This window comes from Nocardioides sp. (assembly GCF_031397825.1).
In the GTDB taxonomy this organism is placed as follows: domain Bacteria; phylum Actinomycetota; class Actinomycetes; order Propionibacteriales; family Nocardioidaceae; genus Nocardioides.
In genome coordinates, this window is record NZ_JANNML010000241.1 from 1 (window position 1) to 15,606 (window position 15,606).

Consider the following 15,606-nt stretch of genomic DNA (forward strand, 5'->3'; position numbering starts at 1 on the left):
CGACCCCGATCGGCGGCGACCCACGGGCGACGCCGCGTGCCGCGCCTGCGTCAGTCCGAGCGCGGGTCCGAGCTGGACCAGCCGCTGACCGGCGGGATCGGCGGGTCGGGGTGGACGTCGGGCTCGGAGCCGGCCGCCGACTGCTCCGGCGGGATCTTGGCGCCGTCATCAGCGCCCGGAGCGGCCGGGCTGGTGTCGCGGACGCCGGTGGTGCCCTGCTGGCCGGGGCCGGTGGGACCCTCGCGCTCGCTGCTGACGCCCATGTCGCCGGCGGTGTCCTGGTCGGACTCCGTGACGTCGTAGTCGTCGCCCCGGTCGTCGGTGGTGCCGGTGCCGCTCATGCCGGGTTCTCCCGGTCGGCCTCGTCGGCCGCGTCGTCCTCGGCGTCGTCGGATCCCTCGCCCTTGGTGGCCTCGGTGGTGGTGTCCTCGCTCTGCTTGACCTCCTCGGGCAGCACGTCCTCGACGGCCGGGTTGTCGTCCGGGTCGAGGTCGCGGGGCAACGGGTCGCTCCCGGCGGTCTCGCCGTCGACGCCGTCGCTATTGGGCGTCGCGTCGACGCCGCCCGGGTTGGGCTCACCGGGCTCGATCTGTGCGTCGGGCTTGGGCCCCAGGTCGGACCCCTTGTCGGACCCCTCGTGTGACTGGGTGTCGGACTCGTGCTCGGACATGCGTGCTCCTAGAAGCCGAAGGTGGTGTAGGCAGAGGTGGTACCCGTCCGCAGCGCGTCCAACACGAAGCGCTCGTGCGGCACGACCGGCTCGGGCAGCGCGTCGAAGGCGCACCAGCGCAGCTCGGCGCACTTCTCGGCCTCGACGACGCGCGGCTCACCGCTCCAGGTGCGGGCGGTGAAGAAGAAGTCGACCCGCTCGTCGATCGGGTCGGCGTGCATCGTGCGGTGCATCGTCGTCACGAACTCCAGGGCCAGGTCGTCGACGGCGATCTCCTCGAGCGCCTCGCGTCGCGCCGCGTCGAACGCGGTCTCGCCGCGCTCCACGTGGCCGGCCGCGGCGGCGGCCCAGTGGCCGTCCATGTAGTCGACCCCCTGCCGCAGCTGCAGCAGCACCTCCGGCCCGGAGACGCCGTCGCGCAGCAGGTAGACGTAGGAGGCCGGCACGACCACGAAGCGGCTCCCGTGCTCCCCGCGGTCGGCGTCGCTCACTGGGACGGCTGGTCCTGGGAGGTCTCGGCGTTCTCCGCCTGCTTGCCCGAGGGGTCCGTCGCGTCGTTGTCGCCGGGCAGCTCGCTGGCGTGCTCGCCCGGGGGCTTCTCGAAGGGCTCGCCGGTGAGCTCGTCGTCGGTGGTCGGTGTCTCGCTCATTTCAGGTCGTCGTTCTTCTTGTCGAGCTTGTCGAGCCCGTCCTTGGCCTTGGTGGTGGCCTTGGCGATCTTGTCGGTGTGCTTGCCGCCGGTCTTCTTGTCGGCAGCCGCGGCGGCCTTGTCGATGCCAGAGGCGATCTTGTCGCCGTGCTGGTCGACCGCCTTGGTCAGCTTCTTCTTCGCGTCGTCCAGGAAGCCCATGGCTCCTCCGTCAGGTCGGGGATCGGTGCTTGCCACACTAGCCACATGCCCACGCCACCGATCGTCGCGCTCGTCGGCGCCACGGCGTCCGGCAAGACCGGGCTCTCGCTGGACGTCGCGGAGGCCCTGGGCGGGGAGATCGTCAACACCGACGCGATGCAGGTCTACGTCGGCATGGACATCGGTACGGCGAAGGTGCCGCTCGCCGAGCGGCGCGGCATCACCCACCACCTGCTCGACCTGCTCACCGTCCGCGAGCCGCTCACCGTCGCCCACTTCCAGCAGCAGGCACGCGACCTGACCGCCCGGCTGCGAGCCGGCGGGACCACACCGGTGCTCGTCGGCGGCAGCGCGCTCTACACCCGGGCGATCCTGGACCGCTTCGAGTTCCAGGCCACCGATCCCGAGGTCCGGGCGCGTTGGGAGGCCGAGCTGGCCGAGGTCGGCTCCTTCGCCCTGCACGCCCGCCTCACGCAGATCGACCCTGCGGCGGCCGCGAAGATCGAGCGGGAGAACGGGCGACGCGTCGTGCGCGCCCTCGAGGTCATCGAGATCACGGGGGTGCCCTACGCCTCCTCGCTGCCCGAGCTCACCTACGCCGACGCCCACACCGTCCAGCTCGGCCTCGAGATCGACCGGCCCAGCCTGGACGCGCGGATCGAGCAGCGGGTGGCCGAGATGTTCGAGGCCGGCTTCGTCGCCGAGGTCGTGCGGCTGCTGGACGAGGGGCTGGCCGAGGGGGTGACCGCGAGCCGGGCGATCGGCTACCGCGAGGTGCGGGCCCACCTCGCCGGTGACCTGAGCCTGGAGGCGGCCCGTGAACGCACCGTCATCGCGACGCGACAGTTCTCCCGGCGCCAGGACGCCTGGTTCAAGAAGGACCCGCGCGTCGTCTGGGTGCCCTTCGACGGCCCTGACCGGGCCGAGCGGGCGCTGGCCGCGGTCGCAGCCGTCGGCGCGACTCCCGACGGCTGAGCCACGACTGAGCAAGAACGGTCGGGCGCGACGGGGCCGGTCCGGGTCAGGATGGGGCCATGGACGGACGGGACCGGTTGCGCGAGCTCCTCGACGCGGTCCTCGACGACGACCACCGCACCCTCGGTGAGATGGCCGACGGCGCCCACGTGTCGCCGTACCACTTCACGCGCCAGCTGAGCCGTGCCGCCGGCGAGCCCCCGGTCGCCATGAAGCGGCGGGTGCTGCTGGAGCGGGCGGCCTGGCAGCTCCGCTGCGGCACGACGGTCACGCAGGCCGCGTTCGACGCGGGCTACGAGTCGGTCGAGGGCTTCAGCCGGGCGTTCATCCGCGCCTACGGCCACCCGCCCGGCGCGGTCGCGACGGGTCAGGACCGCGAGCGGTCAGCCACGTGGCTCCCGGCCCCCAACGGCATCCACTTCCACCCACCCACGTCGCTGTGGGTCCACACCAGCGAGCAGCCCATGAACCCCCTCACCGACCAGCTCCTCCAGCACGACCTGGACGACACGAGAGCCCTGCTGCAGCAGGCGAAGCAGCTCGACGAGGTCGCCTTCCGCCACGAGCACCTGCCAGGCACGACCGTGCTCGCCTGGGACGGCGAGGAGGGCTCGGTCGCTGCCGTCCTCGAGCGGCTGGTGTGGACCAAGGAGGTGTGGGTCGCCTCGATCGAGGGGGAGGACCTGCCGTCGCGCGGGGACGACGGTGTGGTCGGGCTGCTGGCGCGTCACGAGGTCGCCGGGGCCCGTTGGTGGGCGGCGGTCCGCGACATCGACCGGCGCGGCGCCTGGGACGACCGCCTGGTCGACGCGCTCTGCGACCCGCCGGAGAGCTTCGTGCTCAGCAGCGTCGTGGCCCACGTCCTGACCTTCTCCGCGCACCGGCGCCAGCTCGCGCGGCTGCTGATGCGGGCGGCCGGGCTCGAGGTGGACCACGGCGATCCCATCGAGTGGCAGCGCGACCGCGCCGGAGCCGCACCGGGAGGAGCACGATGACCCGCACCGTCTACTACGTCGCCGCCACCCTCGACGGCTTCATCGCCGACCAACACGACTCGCTCGACTGGCTCCTGACCCAGGACGTCGACGCCGACGGACCGATGGGCTACGCCGCCTTCATCACCGGCATCGGCGCGCTGGTCATGGGGGCCACGACCTACCAGTGGGTCGCCGACCACCAGGCCGAGACCGGCGAGGCGTGGGCCTACGACGTCCCGGCCTGGGTGATGACCCATCGCACGTGCGAGCCCGTCGGCGAGCAGATCACCTTCACCGACGCCCCGGTCGCCGACGTCCACGCCGCCATGGTGGCGGCTGCCGGCGACCGCGACGTCTGGGTCGTCGGTGGCGGGGACCTCGCCGGACAGCTCGCCGACGCCGGCCTGCTCGACGAGGTGGTCGTGTCGATCGCGCCGGTCACGCTGGGCGCGGGTCGGCCACTCCTGCCTCGTCCCTACGACCTGCACCTCACCGAGCTCGCGCAGAACGGTGCCTTCGCGTGCGCCCGCTACGACGTCGTCGGGGCCCGGCCGCAATGACCCGTCTGGGCTCTGGCGGCCCGCACCCGCGCTCCCTAGCGTGAGAGGTCCCCACACCACCTGGAGACCCCCATGCACCTGCGCCCCACCTACTCCGGCGTCGTCTCGACGGTCGCCCTGGTCGTCGCTCTCTCCGGGACGGCGTACGCCGCCGCCACGATCACCGGCGCCGACGTCAAGGACGGCACCCTGGCGGGCCGCGACGTCCGCAACAACACCCTCACGACCAAGGACGTCCGGAGCCTGACCAAGCAGGACTTCAAGGCCGGCGTGCTGCCCACCCCAGGCCCCGGCGTGCGGATCGAGGCCTCGGGGGCGCTCTCGGTGCCCAGCGGTCCGGACGCAGTCTTCGAGATGGACACCGAGGTGTTCGACACCGGTGGGATGTACACCGCGCCGGACGACTTCGTGACGATCACCCGCGAGGGGACCTATCTGGTCACCGCCTTCATCCACTTCAACGGCCCGGCCGCCCAACGCCAGCTGCGGCTCCTCGTGGACGACGCGATCGTGGAGATCGCCGCCGACTCGGGCGCCGACTCGCGCTACACCGGACGGGTGACCGCGCTGCTGCGGCTGACCGAGGGACAGAAGGTCAACATCGGGACCTTCGCCGACGTCGTGGTGCCGGTCGCCAACTTCACGGGCACCAACGACGTCGCGCTCGAGCTCCAGTGGATGGCGCCCTGACCGGTCACCTCCCCGGCCTAGGCTCCGGAGCATGAGCCTGCCTGCACCCGGCCCCGACCGCACCGCCGTCGTCACCGGCGCCTCCTCGGGCATCGGGGCCGAGATCGCCCGCGAGCTGGCGCGGCGCGGCCACCAGGTGACCCTGGTGGCCCGCACGGTCAGCAAGCTCCAGGACCTGGCGGCCGAGATCACCGCGGCCGGTGGGCGGGCAGACGTGATCGGCGCCGACCTGTCGGACCGGGCGGCGCGGGCGCAGCTGCTCGACCGGCTGACCGACCTCGGGCTGGTCCCCGACATCCTGGTCAACAACGCAGGCCTGTCCACGCTGGGTCCGGTGAGCAGGGCGGACCCCGCCGCCGAGATGAACATGATCGAGGTCGACGTCGTCGCGGTCGCCGACCTGTGCACGCGGTTCCTGCCCGGCATGGTCGACCGCGGTCGCGGGGCGGTGCTCAACGTCGCCTCGACCGCCGCCTTCCAGCCGTTGCCGGGACAGGCGGGCTACGGCGCCGGCAAGGCCTTCGTGCTCTCCTACACGCAGTCGCTGGCCGGTGAGCTGCGTGGCACCGGGGTCACCGCGACCACGCTGTGCCCCGGCCCGGTCGACACCGGCTTCGGCGAGGCTGCGGGCTTCTCGAAGGCCGATGCCGAGGAGGCGCTGCCGGCGGTCATGTGGGTCGGTGCGGCCGAGGTCGCCAGGGCCGCCGTCGACGGCATGGCCAAGGGGCGCCTCGTCGTGATCCCCGGCAGGGTCAACCGGCTCGCCGCGGCGGTCTCCCAGGTCACCCCACGCAGCCTGCTGCTGCCGGTGCTGGCGCGCAGCCATCCCGGCCTGCGCGAGTAGGCGCGAGTAGGTTGGGTCCGTGAGCGCCTGGACCGAGATCACCACCCTCGACTCCCTCGTCGACCTGCTCGGCGAGCCGCACGCCCGCGCCGCGGGCAAGGGGCGCACCGCGCTGCTCGACGTCGACCGCGACTGGCTCGCCGCGTCGCCGTTCTGCGTCATGGCCACCGCCTCCGACACCGGCACCTGCGACGCCTCGCCCAAGGGCGACCCGGCCGGGCAGCTCGTGCACGTCGTCGACGACACCACGATCGCGCTGGCGGAGCGGCCGGGCAACCGGCGAGCCGACGGCTACCGCAACATCCTGGTCAACCCGCACGTCGGCCTGCACTTCCTGATCCCCGGTCGTGGCGACACCCTGCGCGTCAACGGTCGTGCGCGGCTGGTCAGCGACGCACCCTTCTTCGACGAGATGGTCGTCAAGGGGCACCGCCCGCTGCTCGCGGTGGTCGTCGACATCGACGAGGTCTTCTTCCACTGCTCGAAGGCCTTCCTGCGCTCGCAGCTGTGGCAGCCCGAGACCTGGGACCCCACCGGTCGCGTCCCGCGCAGGGCCGTCGTCGCCCACGACGTCGAGCCCAGCGGGATGAGCATCGAGGAGCTCGACGCCTACTACGGACCGTCCTACGCAGAAGGCCTCTACCGATGACCTACCCCTTCCTCAAGGGCCACGGCACCGAGAACGACTTCGTGCTCCTGCCCGACCACGACGGCAGCGTCCACGGCGACCTGTCCGCCGACCGCGTGCGCGCGCTCTGCGACCGCCGCGCCGGCATCGGCGGCGACGGTGTGCTCCGCGTCATCCGCACCACCGCGATCGAGGCCGGGCGGGGGCAGGACGCCGAGTGGTTCATGGACTACCACAACCACGACGGCTCGCTCTCGGAGATGTGCGGCAACGGCATCCGGGTCTTCGCCCGCCACCTGGTCGAGGAGGGCCTCGCCGACGGCTCCGCGCCGATCCCGGTCGGCACCCGCGACGGCGTCAAGGTCCTCACGCTCTCCGACGGACCCGACGGGCTGGTGACCGCCGACCTGGGGACGCCGACGGTCCTCGGCGCGACCGAGGTCTCCGTGCCCGGGCACACCTGGACCGCGCAGCACGTCGACATGGGCAACCCGCACGCGGTCGCCTTCGTCGACGACCTCGACGACGCCGGCCCACTGCTCGAGGCACCGGCCCACGACCCGGCGGTCTACCCCGCGGGCGTCAACGTCGAGTTCGTCCTGCGACGGGGACCGCGACACGTCGCCATGCGGGTGCACGAGAGGGGCTCGGGGGAGACCCGGTCCTGTGGCACGGGTGCGTGTGCGGTGATGGTCGCGACGGCGCTGGCCGACGGCGCACCGCGGGGCACGGCGTACACGATCGACCTGCCTGGCGGGACCCTCTCGATCACCTGGACCCAGGACGACCGGGTGCTCATGACGGGTCCGGCTCTCATCGTGGCCCGCGGCACCACGGCCCTCTGAGCGCCACTAAAGTCCGCTGCATGGAACTCACCGGATCTTCTGCCATCGTCACCGGCGCGGCCTCGGGCATCGGCGCAGCCGCCGCCCGCGCGCTCGCCGCCAAGGGCGCCACCGTCGTGGTCGCCGACCTCCAGGCCGACAAGGGCGAGGCCCTGGCCAAGGAGATCAAGGGCGTCTTCGTCCAGGTCGACGTGACCAACACCGAGCAGATCGCCGACGCGGTCAAGGTCGCCTCCGACATCGCGCCGCTGCGCGCGGTCGTCAACTCCGCCGGCATCGGCTGGGCCCAGCGCACGATCGGCCGCGACGGCCTGGTCGAGTCGGCCCACTCGCTCGAGGCCTTCACCAAGGTCGTGCAGATCAACCTGATCGGCACCTTCGACATGGTCCGCCAGGCCGCCACCGCGATGAGCCGGAACGAGCCCGACGAGGACGGCTGCCGTGGCGCCATCGTCAACCTGGCCTCGGTCGCCGCCTTCGACGGACAGATCGGCCAGGCCTCCTACTCCGCCTCCAAGGGCGGCGTCGTCGGCATGACCCTCCCGGTCGCGCGCGACCTCTCGGCCGCCGGCATCCGCCTCAACACCGTGGCGCCCGGCCTGATCGACACCCCGATCTACGGCGAGGGCCCCGACTCGGAGGCCTTCAAGGCCAACCTCGGCCAGAACGTGCTCTTCCCCAAGCGCCTCGGCACGCCCGAGGAGCTGGCGAGCATGGTCGTGGAGTGCCTCACCAACGCCTACATGAACGGCGAGGTCGTCCGCGTCGACGGCGGCATCCGGATGCCCCCCAAGTAGGACTTCGGGCGCTGTTGGGCGACCCGTCACCGAGGCGTCCCGGTCCGGTCAACCTGACCGGGTCGACTCGGGGGCGTGGTCGCGCCGGAGCAGCCCAGGATCGGTCGTCGCAGCACCCTCGTCGCGGGGGTCGCCGTCGGGGCGGTCCCCGGTCTCGTGGGCGCCGGGATCGGACGGGAGCTGCCCGCCCTGCTGAAGGGACGCGGCTCCATCACCGGGGCACGCACCGGTGAGGTGAGCACCGGCTCGGCGGTCGTGTGGGCGCGCGCCGGCCAGCAGGGTCGGCTGATGCTGCGCCTGGAGAGCAACGGCCGCCGGCTGCGCTCGGTGCGCGGCCCGTGGACCGACGCGCGCAGCGACTACACCGCCCGCCTCCAGCTGACCGGGCTCACGCCCGGTCGTCAGTACGACGCCACGGTGTGGTTCACCGGGCCGGGCGGGTCCGGCGGCGACTCGCCCCCGGAGCGGCTCACCTTCCGCACGGCCCCGCTGCACGCCGCGGCGCAGTCGTTCGTCTGGTCCGGCGACACCTGCGGGCAGGGCTGGGGGATCAACCCCGAGCTCGGCGGGCTCACGGCCTATCGCGCGATGCTCGACACCCGACCCGACTTCTTCGTCCACTGCGGCGACACGATCTACGGCGACGAGCCGATGGAGGAGACGGTCGTCGAGGACGACGGCCAGGTGTGGCGCAACGACCTGACCGACGCGGTCACGCACGTCGCCGAGACGCTGGCCGACTTCCGTGGCCGCCACCGCTACACCCTCGCCGACGACCACGTGCGGGCGCTCTACGCCGAGGTGCCCACGATCGCGATGTGGGACGACCACGAGACGGTCAACAACTGGTTCCCCGGCGAGCTGACCGACGACGACCGCTACACCGAGCGACGCTGCGACGTCCTGGCGGCGCGGGGTCGGCGGGCGTGGCAGGAGTACCAGCCGGTCCCCCTGGACCGGCTGGTCACCGAGACGGGGGACGGCTTCGCGAGCCTGCGGATCTATCGCAAGGTCTCGCGCGGGCAGCACCTCGACGTCTTCTGCCTCGACATGCGCTCCTACCGCGGCGCCAACTCGGGCGCCGACGACACCGGGATCCTCGGGCCGGTCCAGGAGGCGTGGCTGGTCGAGTCCTTGACCGCCTCGACGGCCACCTGGAAGGTGGTCTGCGCGGACCTCCCGCTGTCCATCCCCTCGACCCACGCACACGACCTCGACGGCCCCTGCAACGGCGACGACGGCCGACCGATCGGCCGCGAGCCAGAGATCGCCCGGGTGCTCTCCGCGCTGAGGCGCAACGGGGTCCGCAACGTCGTGTGGCTGACCGCCGACGTCCACTACACGGCCGCCCACCACTACGCGCCCGAGCGAGCGGCCTTCACCGACTTCGATCCCTTCTGGGAGTTCGTCTCCGGGCCGATCGCGGCCGAGACGTTCCCCGCCAAGGACGACCAGCTCGACCGGACGTTCGGCCCGGAGGTCGCCTTCTCGCAAGGCAACGAGTCAGGAGGTCGCGAGTCGCCCCGGGCCGGTCACCAGTTCTTCGGCCACGCCCGCGTGGCCGCGACCGGCGAGCTGACGGTCACGTTGCACGACGGGACGGGCGCGTCGCTGTGGTCGAAGGTCCTGGAGCCGCAGGAGCGACGCCGCCCACGTCCAGCGTGAGGTCGGCCGCCGTCGCTGCCGCCTCGACCAGGACCGCGTTGGGCTCGTCGACGTCGCGGACCCACCCCCGCGCCTGCTCGGGGGTCTTGCCGAACTCCTCGTGCCGCGCGACCAGGCGCTCCAGCCGGAGGTCCTCGTCGGCGACGACGTGCCAGACGGCGTCGAGCTCGGCGCGCACGGCGGGCCACGCCCCGGTGGGCAGCAGCAGGTAGTTGCCCTCGGTCACCACGAGCCCGGCCGAGCCGGGGACCGCGATCGACCCCGCGACGGGCTGCTCGAGGACGCGCTCGAAGGCGGGCGCCATCACCAGCGACTCCCGGCCACGCACCCGCCGGAGCAGTGCTGCGTACCCCTCGGTGTCGAAGGTCTCGGGTGCGCCCTTGCGGTGTCGAAGGCCCCGGCGGTCGAGCTCGACGTCGGCGAGGTGGAAGCCGTCCATCGGGACGAGCGTGGCGCCGTGCCGGCTCGCCAGCAGGGCAGCGAGCGTGGACTTGCCGGCGCCGGGGGCTCCGCTGATCCCGAGCATCCGCCCGCCGCCGCGGGCCAGGTCGGCGAGCAGGTCGCCGAGCTCGTGGGCGTCGGGGGAGAGGCGGAGCACCCGGTGATCGTCCCAGGTCGAGCCCAGGCGTGGGCTCGGACGGGGGCTCAGGCGGCTCGACCCATCCGTGCGAGCAGCCGCGTCTGGCGCGGGGCGTCGGCGTCGACGTCGAGCGCCGGGCGGCAGACTCCCTCGCCGTAGAGGTGCTCGCCGAAGCCGTCGAGCGCCTGGTCGATCCGGTCCATCTGGGCGTCGTCCCAGGTGACGTCGCGCCCGAGCGCCCGGGCGACGTCCCACTGGTGGACGAGCAGGTCGAAGCCGTAGAACCGGGTCAGCGTCTCGCCGACGGTCGTGGGGCCGAAGAACCCGGCATACTCGGTGGCGGTGAACGAGTCGTCGCCCAGCAGTCGTCGTACGACGGCGTCGTGCGCGGCCCACACCTCCGGCGGTGTGCCGGTGGGCCGCTCGCCGGGGTCGGCGTCGCGCTGGGCGAGGAAGTCGCGCTGGGTGTCGACGACGTGGGCGACGACGTCGGCGGCGCTCCAGCCCTCGCAGGGGCTGGCCGCGCTCCAGTCGGCGTCGGGGGTGGCGAGGAGGTCGGTGAAGGTGTCGGCGTCGGTGAGGTAGGCCTGGCTGGTCGTCGTGGTCATGGCTCCACTGTGGACCTTGGTGGCGACCCGGGTCTGGTAAGAATCCGACACATGAGCCCCGATCCGGTCGAGCGCCGCCCGATCGACCCGGTCGAGCGGGCGCACCTGCGTGACGCGAAGGGCTTCAGCCCGCCGGTGCACCGCTTCGCGCCGTCGCCCACCCTCGCCGACGTCGTGCGTCGATACTGGTTGCCGGTCTGGTCGCTCGCGGAGGGCGAGGTGACCGTGCAGCGGGTGCTGCAGTACCCCGTGTGCCTGCTGGTCGTCTCCCACGACTACGCCCACGTCGTGGGGCCGCAGACGGGGTTGTCGATCAAGGAGCTGAGCGGGTCGGGCTGGGCGGCCGGCGCGATGCTCCAGCCCGGTGCGGGGTCGTTGCTGCTCGGCGGGCCGGTCACGATCACCGACAGCGTGCTCGACCTGGAGTCGGTGGGCACGCTCGACGGGGCCGGTCTGGTCGCCCGGGTGCGGGAGGCGATGGTGCCCGGCCCGTCGGACCCGGAGCGCCAACGGCAGGCGGTGGCGGCCATCGAGACGGCACTGACCGGCCTCGGGCCGTTGGACGAGGAGGGCGCCCTGGTCAACGCGGTCGTCGAGCACGCCGAGGGCGACGAGCGGATGCAGCGCGTGGGCCAGCTGTGCGAGAAGTTCGCGCTCTCCGAGCGGTCGCTGCAGCGGCTCTGTGCCCGCCGGATCGGGCTGAGCCCCAAGTGGCTGATCCAGCGACGCCGGCTGCACGAGGCCGCTGAGCTCCTGCGGCCGCCCTCGTCCGCCGGTGGGGCCGCCCGCGCTGTCGACCTCGCGCGGGTCGCCGCCGACCTCGGCTACACCGACCAGGCCCACTTCGGGCGGGACTGGCGTCGGGTGACCGGGCTGACGCCGGGTGAGTTCGCGGCGGAGCCGCACGCACCCGGACCGGCCCCACCCCGAAAGGGGTTCGCGCTGCTTCCCCCGCCGACCTACTCTTGAGCACGTATGACTACCGCAAACGCTGACGACTTCAACCTCGACCACGAGCTCGAGGCCACCGACGACTGGGACGACACGTCGCCCGACGACGCTGACGACGACGGTTTCGTCTCCGGCATCGCCGAGCCCGACACCTCCTGGGCCGACGAGCCCGACCCCGAGGACGAGCCGACCGTCGGTGCGATGGAGCTCGCCGAGCGCCACCAGCTGCGCCGCGTCGCGAGCCTGCGCACCGAGCTCGAGGACATCACCGAGGTCGAGTACCGCCAGCTCCGCCTGGAGCGTGTGGTGCTCGTCGGGGTGTGGACCGAGGGCACCGTCCAGGACGCCGAGAACTCCATGGCCGAGCTCGCGCTGCTCGCCGAGACCGCCGGCTCGGAGGTGCTCGAGGCGATCTACCAGCGCCGCCAGACGCCCGACCCGGCCACCTACATCGGTCGAGGCAAGGTCGAGGGCCTGCTCGAGATCGTGCAGGCCACCGGCGCCGACACCGTCGTCCTCGACGGCGAGCTCGCGCCCAGCCAGCTGAGGAACCTCGAGGACCGGCTCAAGGTCAAGGCCGTCGACCGGACCGCGCTGATCCTCGACATCTTCGCCCAGCACGCCAAGTCCAAGGAGGGCCAGGCGCAGGTCGAGCTGGCCCAGCTGCAGTACATGAAGCAGCGCCTGCGCGGCTGGGGTGGCAACCTCTCCCGCCAGGCCGGTGGCCGGGTCGGCGCCGACGGCGGAGGCATCGGCGGTCGTGGTCCCGGTGAGACGAAGATCGAGACCGACCGTCGCCGCATCAACGACAAGATCGCCAAGCTGCGCCGCGAGCTCCGGGCGATGAAGGGCACCCGCGACAACAAGCGCCAGGAGCGCCAGCGCAACCAGATCCCCTCGGTCGCCATCGCGGGCTACACCAACGCCGGCAAGTCGTCGCTGCTCAACCGCCTCACCGGCGCCGGGGTGCTGGTCGAGGACTCCCTGTTCGCGACCCTCGACCCCACGGTCCGTCGAACGACGACCACCGACGGGCGCGTCTACACGATGAGCGACACCGTCGGCTTCGTGCGCCACCTGCCCCACCAGCTGATCGAGGCGTTCCGCTCGACGCTCGAGGAGGTGGCCGACTCCGACCTGATCCTCCACGTCGTCGACGGCTCCCACCCCGACCCGGAGGGGCAGCTGGCCGCCGTGCGTGAGGTGCTGGTCGAGATCGGCGCCGAGCAGGTGCCGGAGCTCGTGGTCATCAACAAGGCCGACGCCGCCGATCCGATGGTGATCGCGCGGGTCCAGCAGCGCGAGCCGCACTCGATCGTGGTCAGCGCCCGCACCGGCGAGGGCATCGCCGAGGCGCTCGCGGTCATCGAGGGCGAGCTGCCGCGCCCGGGCGTGGAGTTCAACGCGCTGCTGCCCTACGAGCGCGGCGACCTGGTCAACCGGATCCACCAGGAGGGCGAGATCGCCACGCTGGAGCACACCGGCGAGGGCACGCTCGTGCGCGGTCGTGCCAACGACGACCTGGCCGGCGAGCTCGCCGGCTACGCCGTCTGAGGGCTCACGACCCGACGATCCGCAGCGCGAGCCGCGGACAGGCTCGTACGGCGGCACGGGCGTCGGCGAGCAGGTCCTCGGTGACCTCGCCCGTGACGAGCGGGTAGCCCCAGGGGTCGAGCTGCACGATCTCGGGCAGCAGCTCGTGGCACAGCCCGCGCGCGCGGCACTCCGGCCAGTCGACGCGCAGCTCGCGGCTCATCGTGCCGCCCCCGCCAGGTCGGAGACGCCCACGGTGCAGCTGCCGTGGCGGTGGGCGACGACCTCGTCGGTCAGCACCAGCAGCAACGATCGGACCAGGCGCACCGTGCCGTCGGGATGGGCGCACGCGCCGCGACGGGCGACGAGGCCGCAGAGCTCCTCGACCCGCTGCTGCGAACCCGTGCCCTCGAGCAGGCCCCTGACGGCCTCGGCCAGGGCGGGCAGCCCGTTGAAGCACGGACCGCAGCGTCTCGCGCTCTGGCCGGCGAGGTGCTCGACGATGTCGGTCGTGACCTGCAGGGAGCAGGCGGAGGAGCCGGGCAGCAGGACCACACCGGCAGCGAGGGGAGCGCCCAGGGAGGTCATGCCGGGCACCGAGACGAGGGCGTTGGCCAAGGTCGGCCAGGTCGCCCAGGAGCCGTGGAAGCCGCCGACGATGCCGGGCGACCCCGCGGCCGAGACCGGCAGGACGTCGCGCAGTCGCGAGCCGTAGGCCACCTCGTGGACCGCTGGCCGTGCTCCGGGGGTGGTGACGGTGAGCAGGGTCGTGCCCGGCTCGCTCGTCGTGCCGCGCAGCCGGTAGCTCGCGGCGCCTCGCAGCACCAGCAGCCCCACGTGGGCCCAGGTCTCGGCGTTGGACAGCAGGGTCGGGCGACGCTTGACGCCCGACTCCGCCTCGGGGTCCCACGCGGTGACGGGGAGGTTGGGTCGGCGCTCGATCAGCTCGACCACGGCGCGAGCCTGCCCCGAGACGAAGCGACCCTCGGTGACGTGCTCGACCAGTCGGACAGCGTCGTTCCGTTCTGCCATGGCGGCGCGCATGCGCTCCGCCGCGACCGGCCGATCGCCGGGCAGCACCACGTGCACCTCACGGGCCTTCAGCGCCCGGGCGGTCGTGACGGCGCCGTCGAGCACCAGGTGGGGACGGCGCAGGGCCAGGGCCGAGTCCTTGCTGCTGGCCGTCTCTCCCTCGGCGAGGTTGACGACCACCAGCGCCCGCCGCCCCCGGCCCGCGGCCGCGAGCTTGGTGGCGAACGGGAACGCGGCTCCACCCCGGCCCCGCAGGCCCACGGCCTCGACCAGCGCCTGCAGCTCGACGAGCGACGACGCCCGTGGCTCGTCGTACTGCTGGCGATGGGCGGCCAGGCCCGGTCCGCGCTCGATGCCGTCGAGCAGGGCGGGGCCGGGGTGGATGTCGATCTCGTCGGGGAGCGGTGGCAGGAGGCTCACGGTGCCACCACCACGTCCGTGCGACGAGCGGGCCGGGCACGTCGTCGTCTCCGCTTCGCGACCAGGCCGAGGCGGTAGGCCGCAGCCGTCAGGACGGCGCCCACGCACAGGACCGTCGGGGTCACGGCGAGGCCGGAGAGGTCCTCGAGGTCGGTCCCGATGCCGATGCCGTGCGCGACGCCGACGGCCCAGCAGACCCACGAGAGCAGGTGGACCCGGCTCCAGAGCCCGTGGTGCAGGTGGGTGCGGAGCAGGCTGGTCACGACGACGACGGCGAGCAGGTCGAGCGCGAGGGTCCCGAGCCCGAGCCAGAGCGGCTCGTAGGTCGCCCCGATCGGCACGACGGCCTGCCACCACCGGATGTCGACGAACGAGTCGGCGACGGCGGTCACGACGTGGACGAGCAGCGCGACCACCGAGAGCAGCGCGATGTTGCGGTGCAGGTCCTGGGTGACGAAGGCCGGCAGCCGGCGGCCGGGTCTACGCCCCACCGAGAGCACGCCGAGGACGACGCTCACGGTGAGCAGCACCATGATCACGAGACCGGAGCCCCGGTTGAGGTACCACAGCAGCGGTCCGTCGGTCATGCCACGATCTCCTCGTCCAGGTGAGGCGGCCAGCCACCCAGGTGGCTCAGGGCGCCGTCGCTGGCGACCAGTCGTGCCGTCACGTGATGGCGCTCGAGCCACGCGATCGCGTCGTCACCGAGGACGAGGGCGGCGGTGGTCGCGGTGTTGGCGGCGACACAGGTCTCGCCGACCGCCGTGACGGTGCGCCAGGGGCCGCTCGCGGGCTCGCCGGTGCGGGGGTCGATCAGGTGGTGGCGACGTACGCCGTGGCTGGTCCAGCGACGCACCTGCGTGCTGGAGGTCGCGAGGCCACCGTGGGACAGCGTGATGGTCGCGTCGGCCGGGGCGCCGGGGTGCTCGCAGACGTCGACGGTCCACGGGGTGTCGTCGGGGGCGGCGACGCGCACGTCGCC

Annotated in this window: 22 protein-coding genes; 11 read left to right on the top strand and 11 right to left on the bottom strand. The window is 72.9% G+C overall.

What is annotated here, in order from left to right; translation table 11 throughout:
- Nucleotides 1–50: 50 nt before the first annotated feature.
- Genes RMN98_RS20300 through RMN98_RS20320 form a run of 5 tightly spaced genes read right to left on the bottom strand, consistent with a single transcriptional unit; the run spans nucleotide 51 to nucleotide 1,519 of the window.
- Nucleotides 51–341 (bottom strand): hypothetical protein, encoded by a 291-nt coding sequence (locus RMN98_RS20300; RefSeq protein ID WP_309650638.1) that lies wholly within the window; start codon nucleotides 339–341, stop codon nucleotides 51–53.
- Nucleotides 338–670: a hypothetical protein gene (locus tag RMN98_RS20305; protein WP_309650639.1), complete on the bottom strand. Its 333-nt coding sequence runs from the start codon at nucleotides 668–670 to the stop codon at nucleotides 338–340. The genes RMN98_RS20300 and RMN98_RS20305 overlap by 4 nt, the downstream gene beginning before the upstream one ends.
- Before the next feature lie 8 nt (nucleotides 671–678).
- Nucleotides 679–1,161: an NUDIX domain-containing protein gene (locus RMN98_RS20310; protein WP_309650640.1), complete on the bottom strand. Its 483-nt coding sequence runs from the start codon at nucleotides 1,159–1,161 to the stop codon at nucleotides 679–681.
- Nucleotides 1,158–1,319 carry a hypothetical protein gene (locus tag RMN98_RS20315; RefSeq protein WP_309650641.1) on the bottom strand — a complete coding sequence of 54 codons (162 nt, stop codon included), beginning with the start codon at nucleotides 1,317–1,319 and terminating at the stop codon, nucleotides 1,158–1,160. The genes RMN98_RS20310 and RMN98_RS20315 overlap by 4 nt, the downstream gene beginning before the upstream one ends.
- Nucleotides 1,316–1,519, bottom strand: a complete 204-nt coding sequence (locus RMN98_RS20320) for an Rv0909 family putative TA system antitoxin (protein ID WP_309650642.1) — start codon at nucleotides 1,517–1,519, stop codon at nucleotides 1,316–1,318. The genes RMN98_RS20315 and RMN98_RS20320 overlap by 4 nt, the downstream gene beginning before the upstream one ends.
- 45 nt (nucleotides 1,520–1,564) lie before the next feature.
- Between RMN98_RS20320 and miaA the strand changes: the two genes are divergently transcribed.
- From miaA to RMN98_RS20365, 9 genes are all read left to right on the top strand, one after another.
- Nucleotides 1,565–2,494: a tRNA (adenosine(37)-N6)-dimethylallyltransferase MiaA gene (gene miaA, locus RMN98_RS20325; protein ID WP_309650643.1), complete on the top strand. Its 930-nt coding sequence runs from the start codon at nucleotides 1,565–1,567 to the stop codon at nucleotides 2,492–2,494.
- A 59-nt stretch (nucleotides 2,495–2,553) separates the two neighbouring features.
- Entirely contained in the window at nucleotides 2,554–3,489 is a 936-nt protein-coding gene (locus RMN98_RS20330; RefSeq protein WP_309650644.1) for a helix-turn-helix domain-containing protein, read from the top strand.
- A complete protein-coding gene (locus RMN98_RS20335; RefSeq protein ID WP_309650645.1) occupies nucleotides 3,486–4,031 on the top strand; it encodes a dihydrofolate reductase family protein in 546 nt (181 codons plus the stop codon). Before RMN98_RS20330 ends, RMN98_RS20335 begins: the two co-directional genes overlap by 4 nt.
- A gap of 72 nt (nucleotides 4,032–4,103) precedes the next feature.
- Entirely contained in the window at nucleotides 4,104–4,721 is a 618-nt protein-coding gene (locus RMN98_RS20340; protein WP_309650646.1) for a hypothetical protein, read from the top strand.
- Nucleotides 4,722–4,752: 31 nt separating this feature from the next.
- A complete protein-coding gene (locus RMN98_RS20345; RefSeq protein ID WP_309650647.1) occupies nucleotides 4,753–5,565 on the top strand; it encodes an SDR family oxidoreductase in 813 nt (270 codons plus the stop codon).
- A gap of 19 nt (nucleotides 5,566–5,584) precedes the next feature.
- Entirely contained in the window at nucleotides 5,585–6,214 is a 630-nt protein-coding gene (locus tag RMN98_RS20350; RefSeq protein WP_309650648.1) for an MSMEG_1061 family FMN-dependent PPOX-type flavoprotein, read from the top strand.
- On the top strand, nucleotides 6,211–7,038 hold the full coding sequence (gene dapF, locus RMN98_RS20355; RefSeq protein ID WP_309650649.1) for a diaminopimelate epimerase: 828 nt from the start codon (nucleotides 6,211–6,213) through the stop codon (nucleotides 7,036–7,038). The genes RMN98_RS20350 and dapF overlap by 4 nt, the downstream gene beginning before the upstream one ends.
- Nucleotides 7,039–7,058: 20 nt before the next feature.
- Nucleotides 7,059–7,835 (top strand): SDR family oxidoreductase, encoded by a 777-nt coding sequence (locus RMN98_RS20360; RefSeq protein WP_309650650.1) that lies wholly within the window; start codon nucleotides 7,059–7,061, stop codon nucleotides 7,833–7,835.
- Nucleotides 7,836–7,910: 75 nt separating this feature from the next.
- Complete coding sequence (locus RMN98_RS20365; RefSeq protein ID WP_309650651.1) at nucleotides 7,911–9,500, top strand: alkaline phosphatase D family protein; 1,590 nt, start codon at nucleotides 7,911–7,913, stop codon at nucleotides 9,498–9,500.
- Here the strand turns inward: RMN98_RS20365 and RMN98_RS20370 are convergent.
- Both RMN98_RS20370 and RMN98_RS20375 read right to left on the bottom strand, forming a co-directional pair.
- Entirely contained in the window at nucleotides 9,418–10,098 is a 681-nt protein-coding gene (locus tag RMN98_RS20370) for a nucleoside/nucleotide kinase family protein (protein WP_309650652.1), read from the bottom strand. The genes RMN98_RS20365 and RMN98_RS20370 overlap by 83 nt on opposite strands.
- Nucleotides 10,099–10,145: 47 nt before the next feature.
- Complete coding sequence (locus tag RMN98_RS20375; protein WP_309650653.1) at nucleotides 10,146–10,688, bottom strand: maleylpyruvate isomerase family mycothiol-dependent enzyme; 543 nt, start codon at nucleotides 10,686–10,688, stop codon at nucleotides 10,146–10,148.
- Between the two features lie 51 nt (nucleotides 10,689–10,739).
- On the opposite strand from RMN98_RS20375, the gene RMN98_RS20380 reads away from it, so the two are divergent.
- Together RMN98_RS20380 and hflX are read left to right on the top strand one after the other, a co-directional pair.
- On the top strand, nucleotides 10,740–11,657 hold the full coding sequence (locus tag RMN98_RS20380; RefSeq protein WP_309650654.1) for a helix-turn-helix domain-containing protein: 918 nt from the start codon (nucleotides 10,740–10,742) through the stop codon (nucleotides 11,655–11,657).
- Between the two features lie 6 nt (nucleotides 11,658–11,663).
- Nucleotides 11,664–13,193, top strand: coding sequence for a GTPase HflX (gene hflX, locus RMN98_RS20385; RefSeq protein ID WP_309650655.1), 1,530 nt, complete (start codon nucleotides 11,664–11,666; stop codon nucleotides 13,191–13,193).
- Between the two features lie 4 nt (nucleotides 13,194–13,197).
- Here the strand turns inward: hflX and RMN98_RS20390 are convergent, their stop codons facing one another.
- The 4 genes from RMN98_RS20390 to RMN98_RS20405 form a co-directional block, all read right to left on the bottom strand.
- Nucleotides 13,198–13,395, bottom strand: a complete 198-nt coding sequence (locus RMN98_RS20390; protein ID WP_309650656.1) for a ferredoxin — start codon at nucleotides 13,393–13,395, stop codon at nucleotides 13,198–13,200.
- Entirely contained in the window at nucleotides 13,392–14,624 is a 1,233-nt protein-coding gene (locus tag RMN98_RS20395) for an NADH-ubiquinone oxidoreductase-F iron-sulfur binding region domain-containing protein (protein WP_309650657.1), read from the bottom strand. Before RMN98_RS20395 ends, RMN98_RS20390 begins: the two co-directional genes overlap by 4 nt.
- Nucleotides 14,621–15,211: a ferric reductase gene (locus RMN98_RS20400; RefSeq protein ID WP_309650658.1), complete on the bottom strand. Its 591-nt coding sequence runs from the start codon at nucleotides 15,209–15,211 to the stop codon at nucleotides 14,621–14,623. The genes RMN98_RS20395 and RMN98_RS20400 overlap by 4 nt, the downstream gene beginning before the upstream one ends.
- Nucleotides 15,208–15,606, bottom strand: a 399-nt coding sequence (locus RMN98_RS20405; RefSeq protein WP_309650659.1) for an FAD:protein FMN transferase, incomplete at its 5' end; no start/stop codon positions are given. The genes RMN98_RS20400 and RMN98_RS20405, both read right to left, overlap by 4 nt.

Excerpts from the sequence above, each read along its gene's own strand:
- RMN98_RS20300 (WP_309650638.1), bottom strand. The coding sequence starts at position 341 with ATGAGCGGCACCGGCACCACCGACGACCGGGGCGACGACTACGACGTC.
- RMN98_RS20305 (WP_309650639.1), bottom strand. The coding sequence starts at position 670 with ATGTCCGAGCACGAGTCCGACACCCAGTCACACGAGGGGTCCGACAAG.
- RMN98_RS20315 (WP_309650641.1), bottom strand. The coding sequence starts at position 1,319 with ATGAGCGAGACACCGACCACCGACGACGAGCTCACCGGCGAGCCCTTC.
- RMN98_RS20320 (WP_309650642.1), bottom strand. The coding sequence starts at position 1,519 with ATGGGCTTCCTGGACGACGCGAAGAAGAAGCTGACCAAGGCGGTCGAC.
- miaA (WP_309650643.1), top strand. The coding sequence starts at position 1,565 with ATGCCCACGCCACCGATCGTCGCGCTCGTCGGCGCCACGGCGTCCGGC.
- RMN98_RS20330 (WP_309650644.1), top strand. The coding sequence starts at position 2,554 with ATGGACGGACGGGACCGGTTGCGCGAGCTCCTCGACGCGGTCCTCGAC.
- RMN98_RS20335 (WP_309650645.1), top strand. The coding sequence starts at position 3,486 with ATGACCCGCACCGTCTACTACGTCGCCGCCACCCTCGACGGCTTCATC.
- RMN98_RS20340 (WP_309650646.1), top strand. The coding sequence starts at position 4,104 with ATGCACCTGCGCCCCACCTACTCCGGCGTCGTCTCGACGGTCGCCCTG.
- RMN98_RS20345 (WP_309650647.1), top strand. The coding sequence starts at position 4,753 with ATGAGCCTGCCTGCACCCGGCCCCGACCGCACCGCCGTCGTCACCGGC.
- dapF (WP_309650649.1), top strand. The coding sequence starts at position 6,211 with ATGACCTACCCCTTCCTCAAGGGCCACGGCACCGAGAACGACTTCGTG.
- RMN98_RS20360 (WP_309650650.1), top strand. The coding sequence starts at position 7,059 with ATGGAACTCACCGGATCTTCTGCCATCGTCACCGGCGCGGCCTCGGGC.
- RMN98_RS20375 (WP_309650653.1), bottom strand. The coding sequence starts at position 10,688 with ATGACCACGACGACCAGCCAGGCCTACCTCACCGACGCCGACACCTTC.
- RMN98_RS20380 (WP_309650654.1), top strand. The coding sequence starts at position 10,740 with ATGAGCCCCGATCCGGTCGAGCGCCGCCCGATCGACCCGGTCGAGCGG.
- hflX (WP_309650655.1), top strand. The coding sequence starts at position 11,664 with ATGACTACCGCAAACGCTGACGACTTCAACCTCGACCACGAGCTCGAG.
- RMN98_RS20390 (WP_309650656.1), bottom strand. The coding sequence starts at position 13,395 with ATGAGCCGCGAGCTGCGCGTCGACTGGCCGGAGTGCCGCGCGCGCGGG.
- RMN98_RS20400 (WP_309650658.1), bottom strand. The coding sequence starts at position 15,211 with ATGACCGACGGACCGCTGCTGTGGTACCTCAACCGGGGCTCCGGTCTC.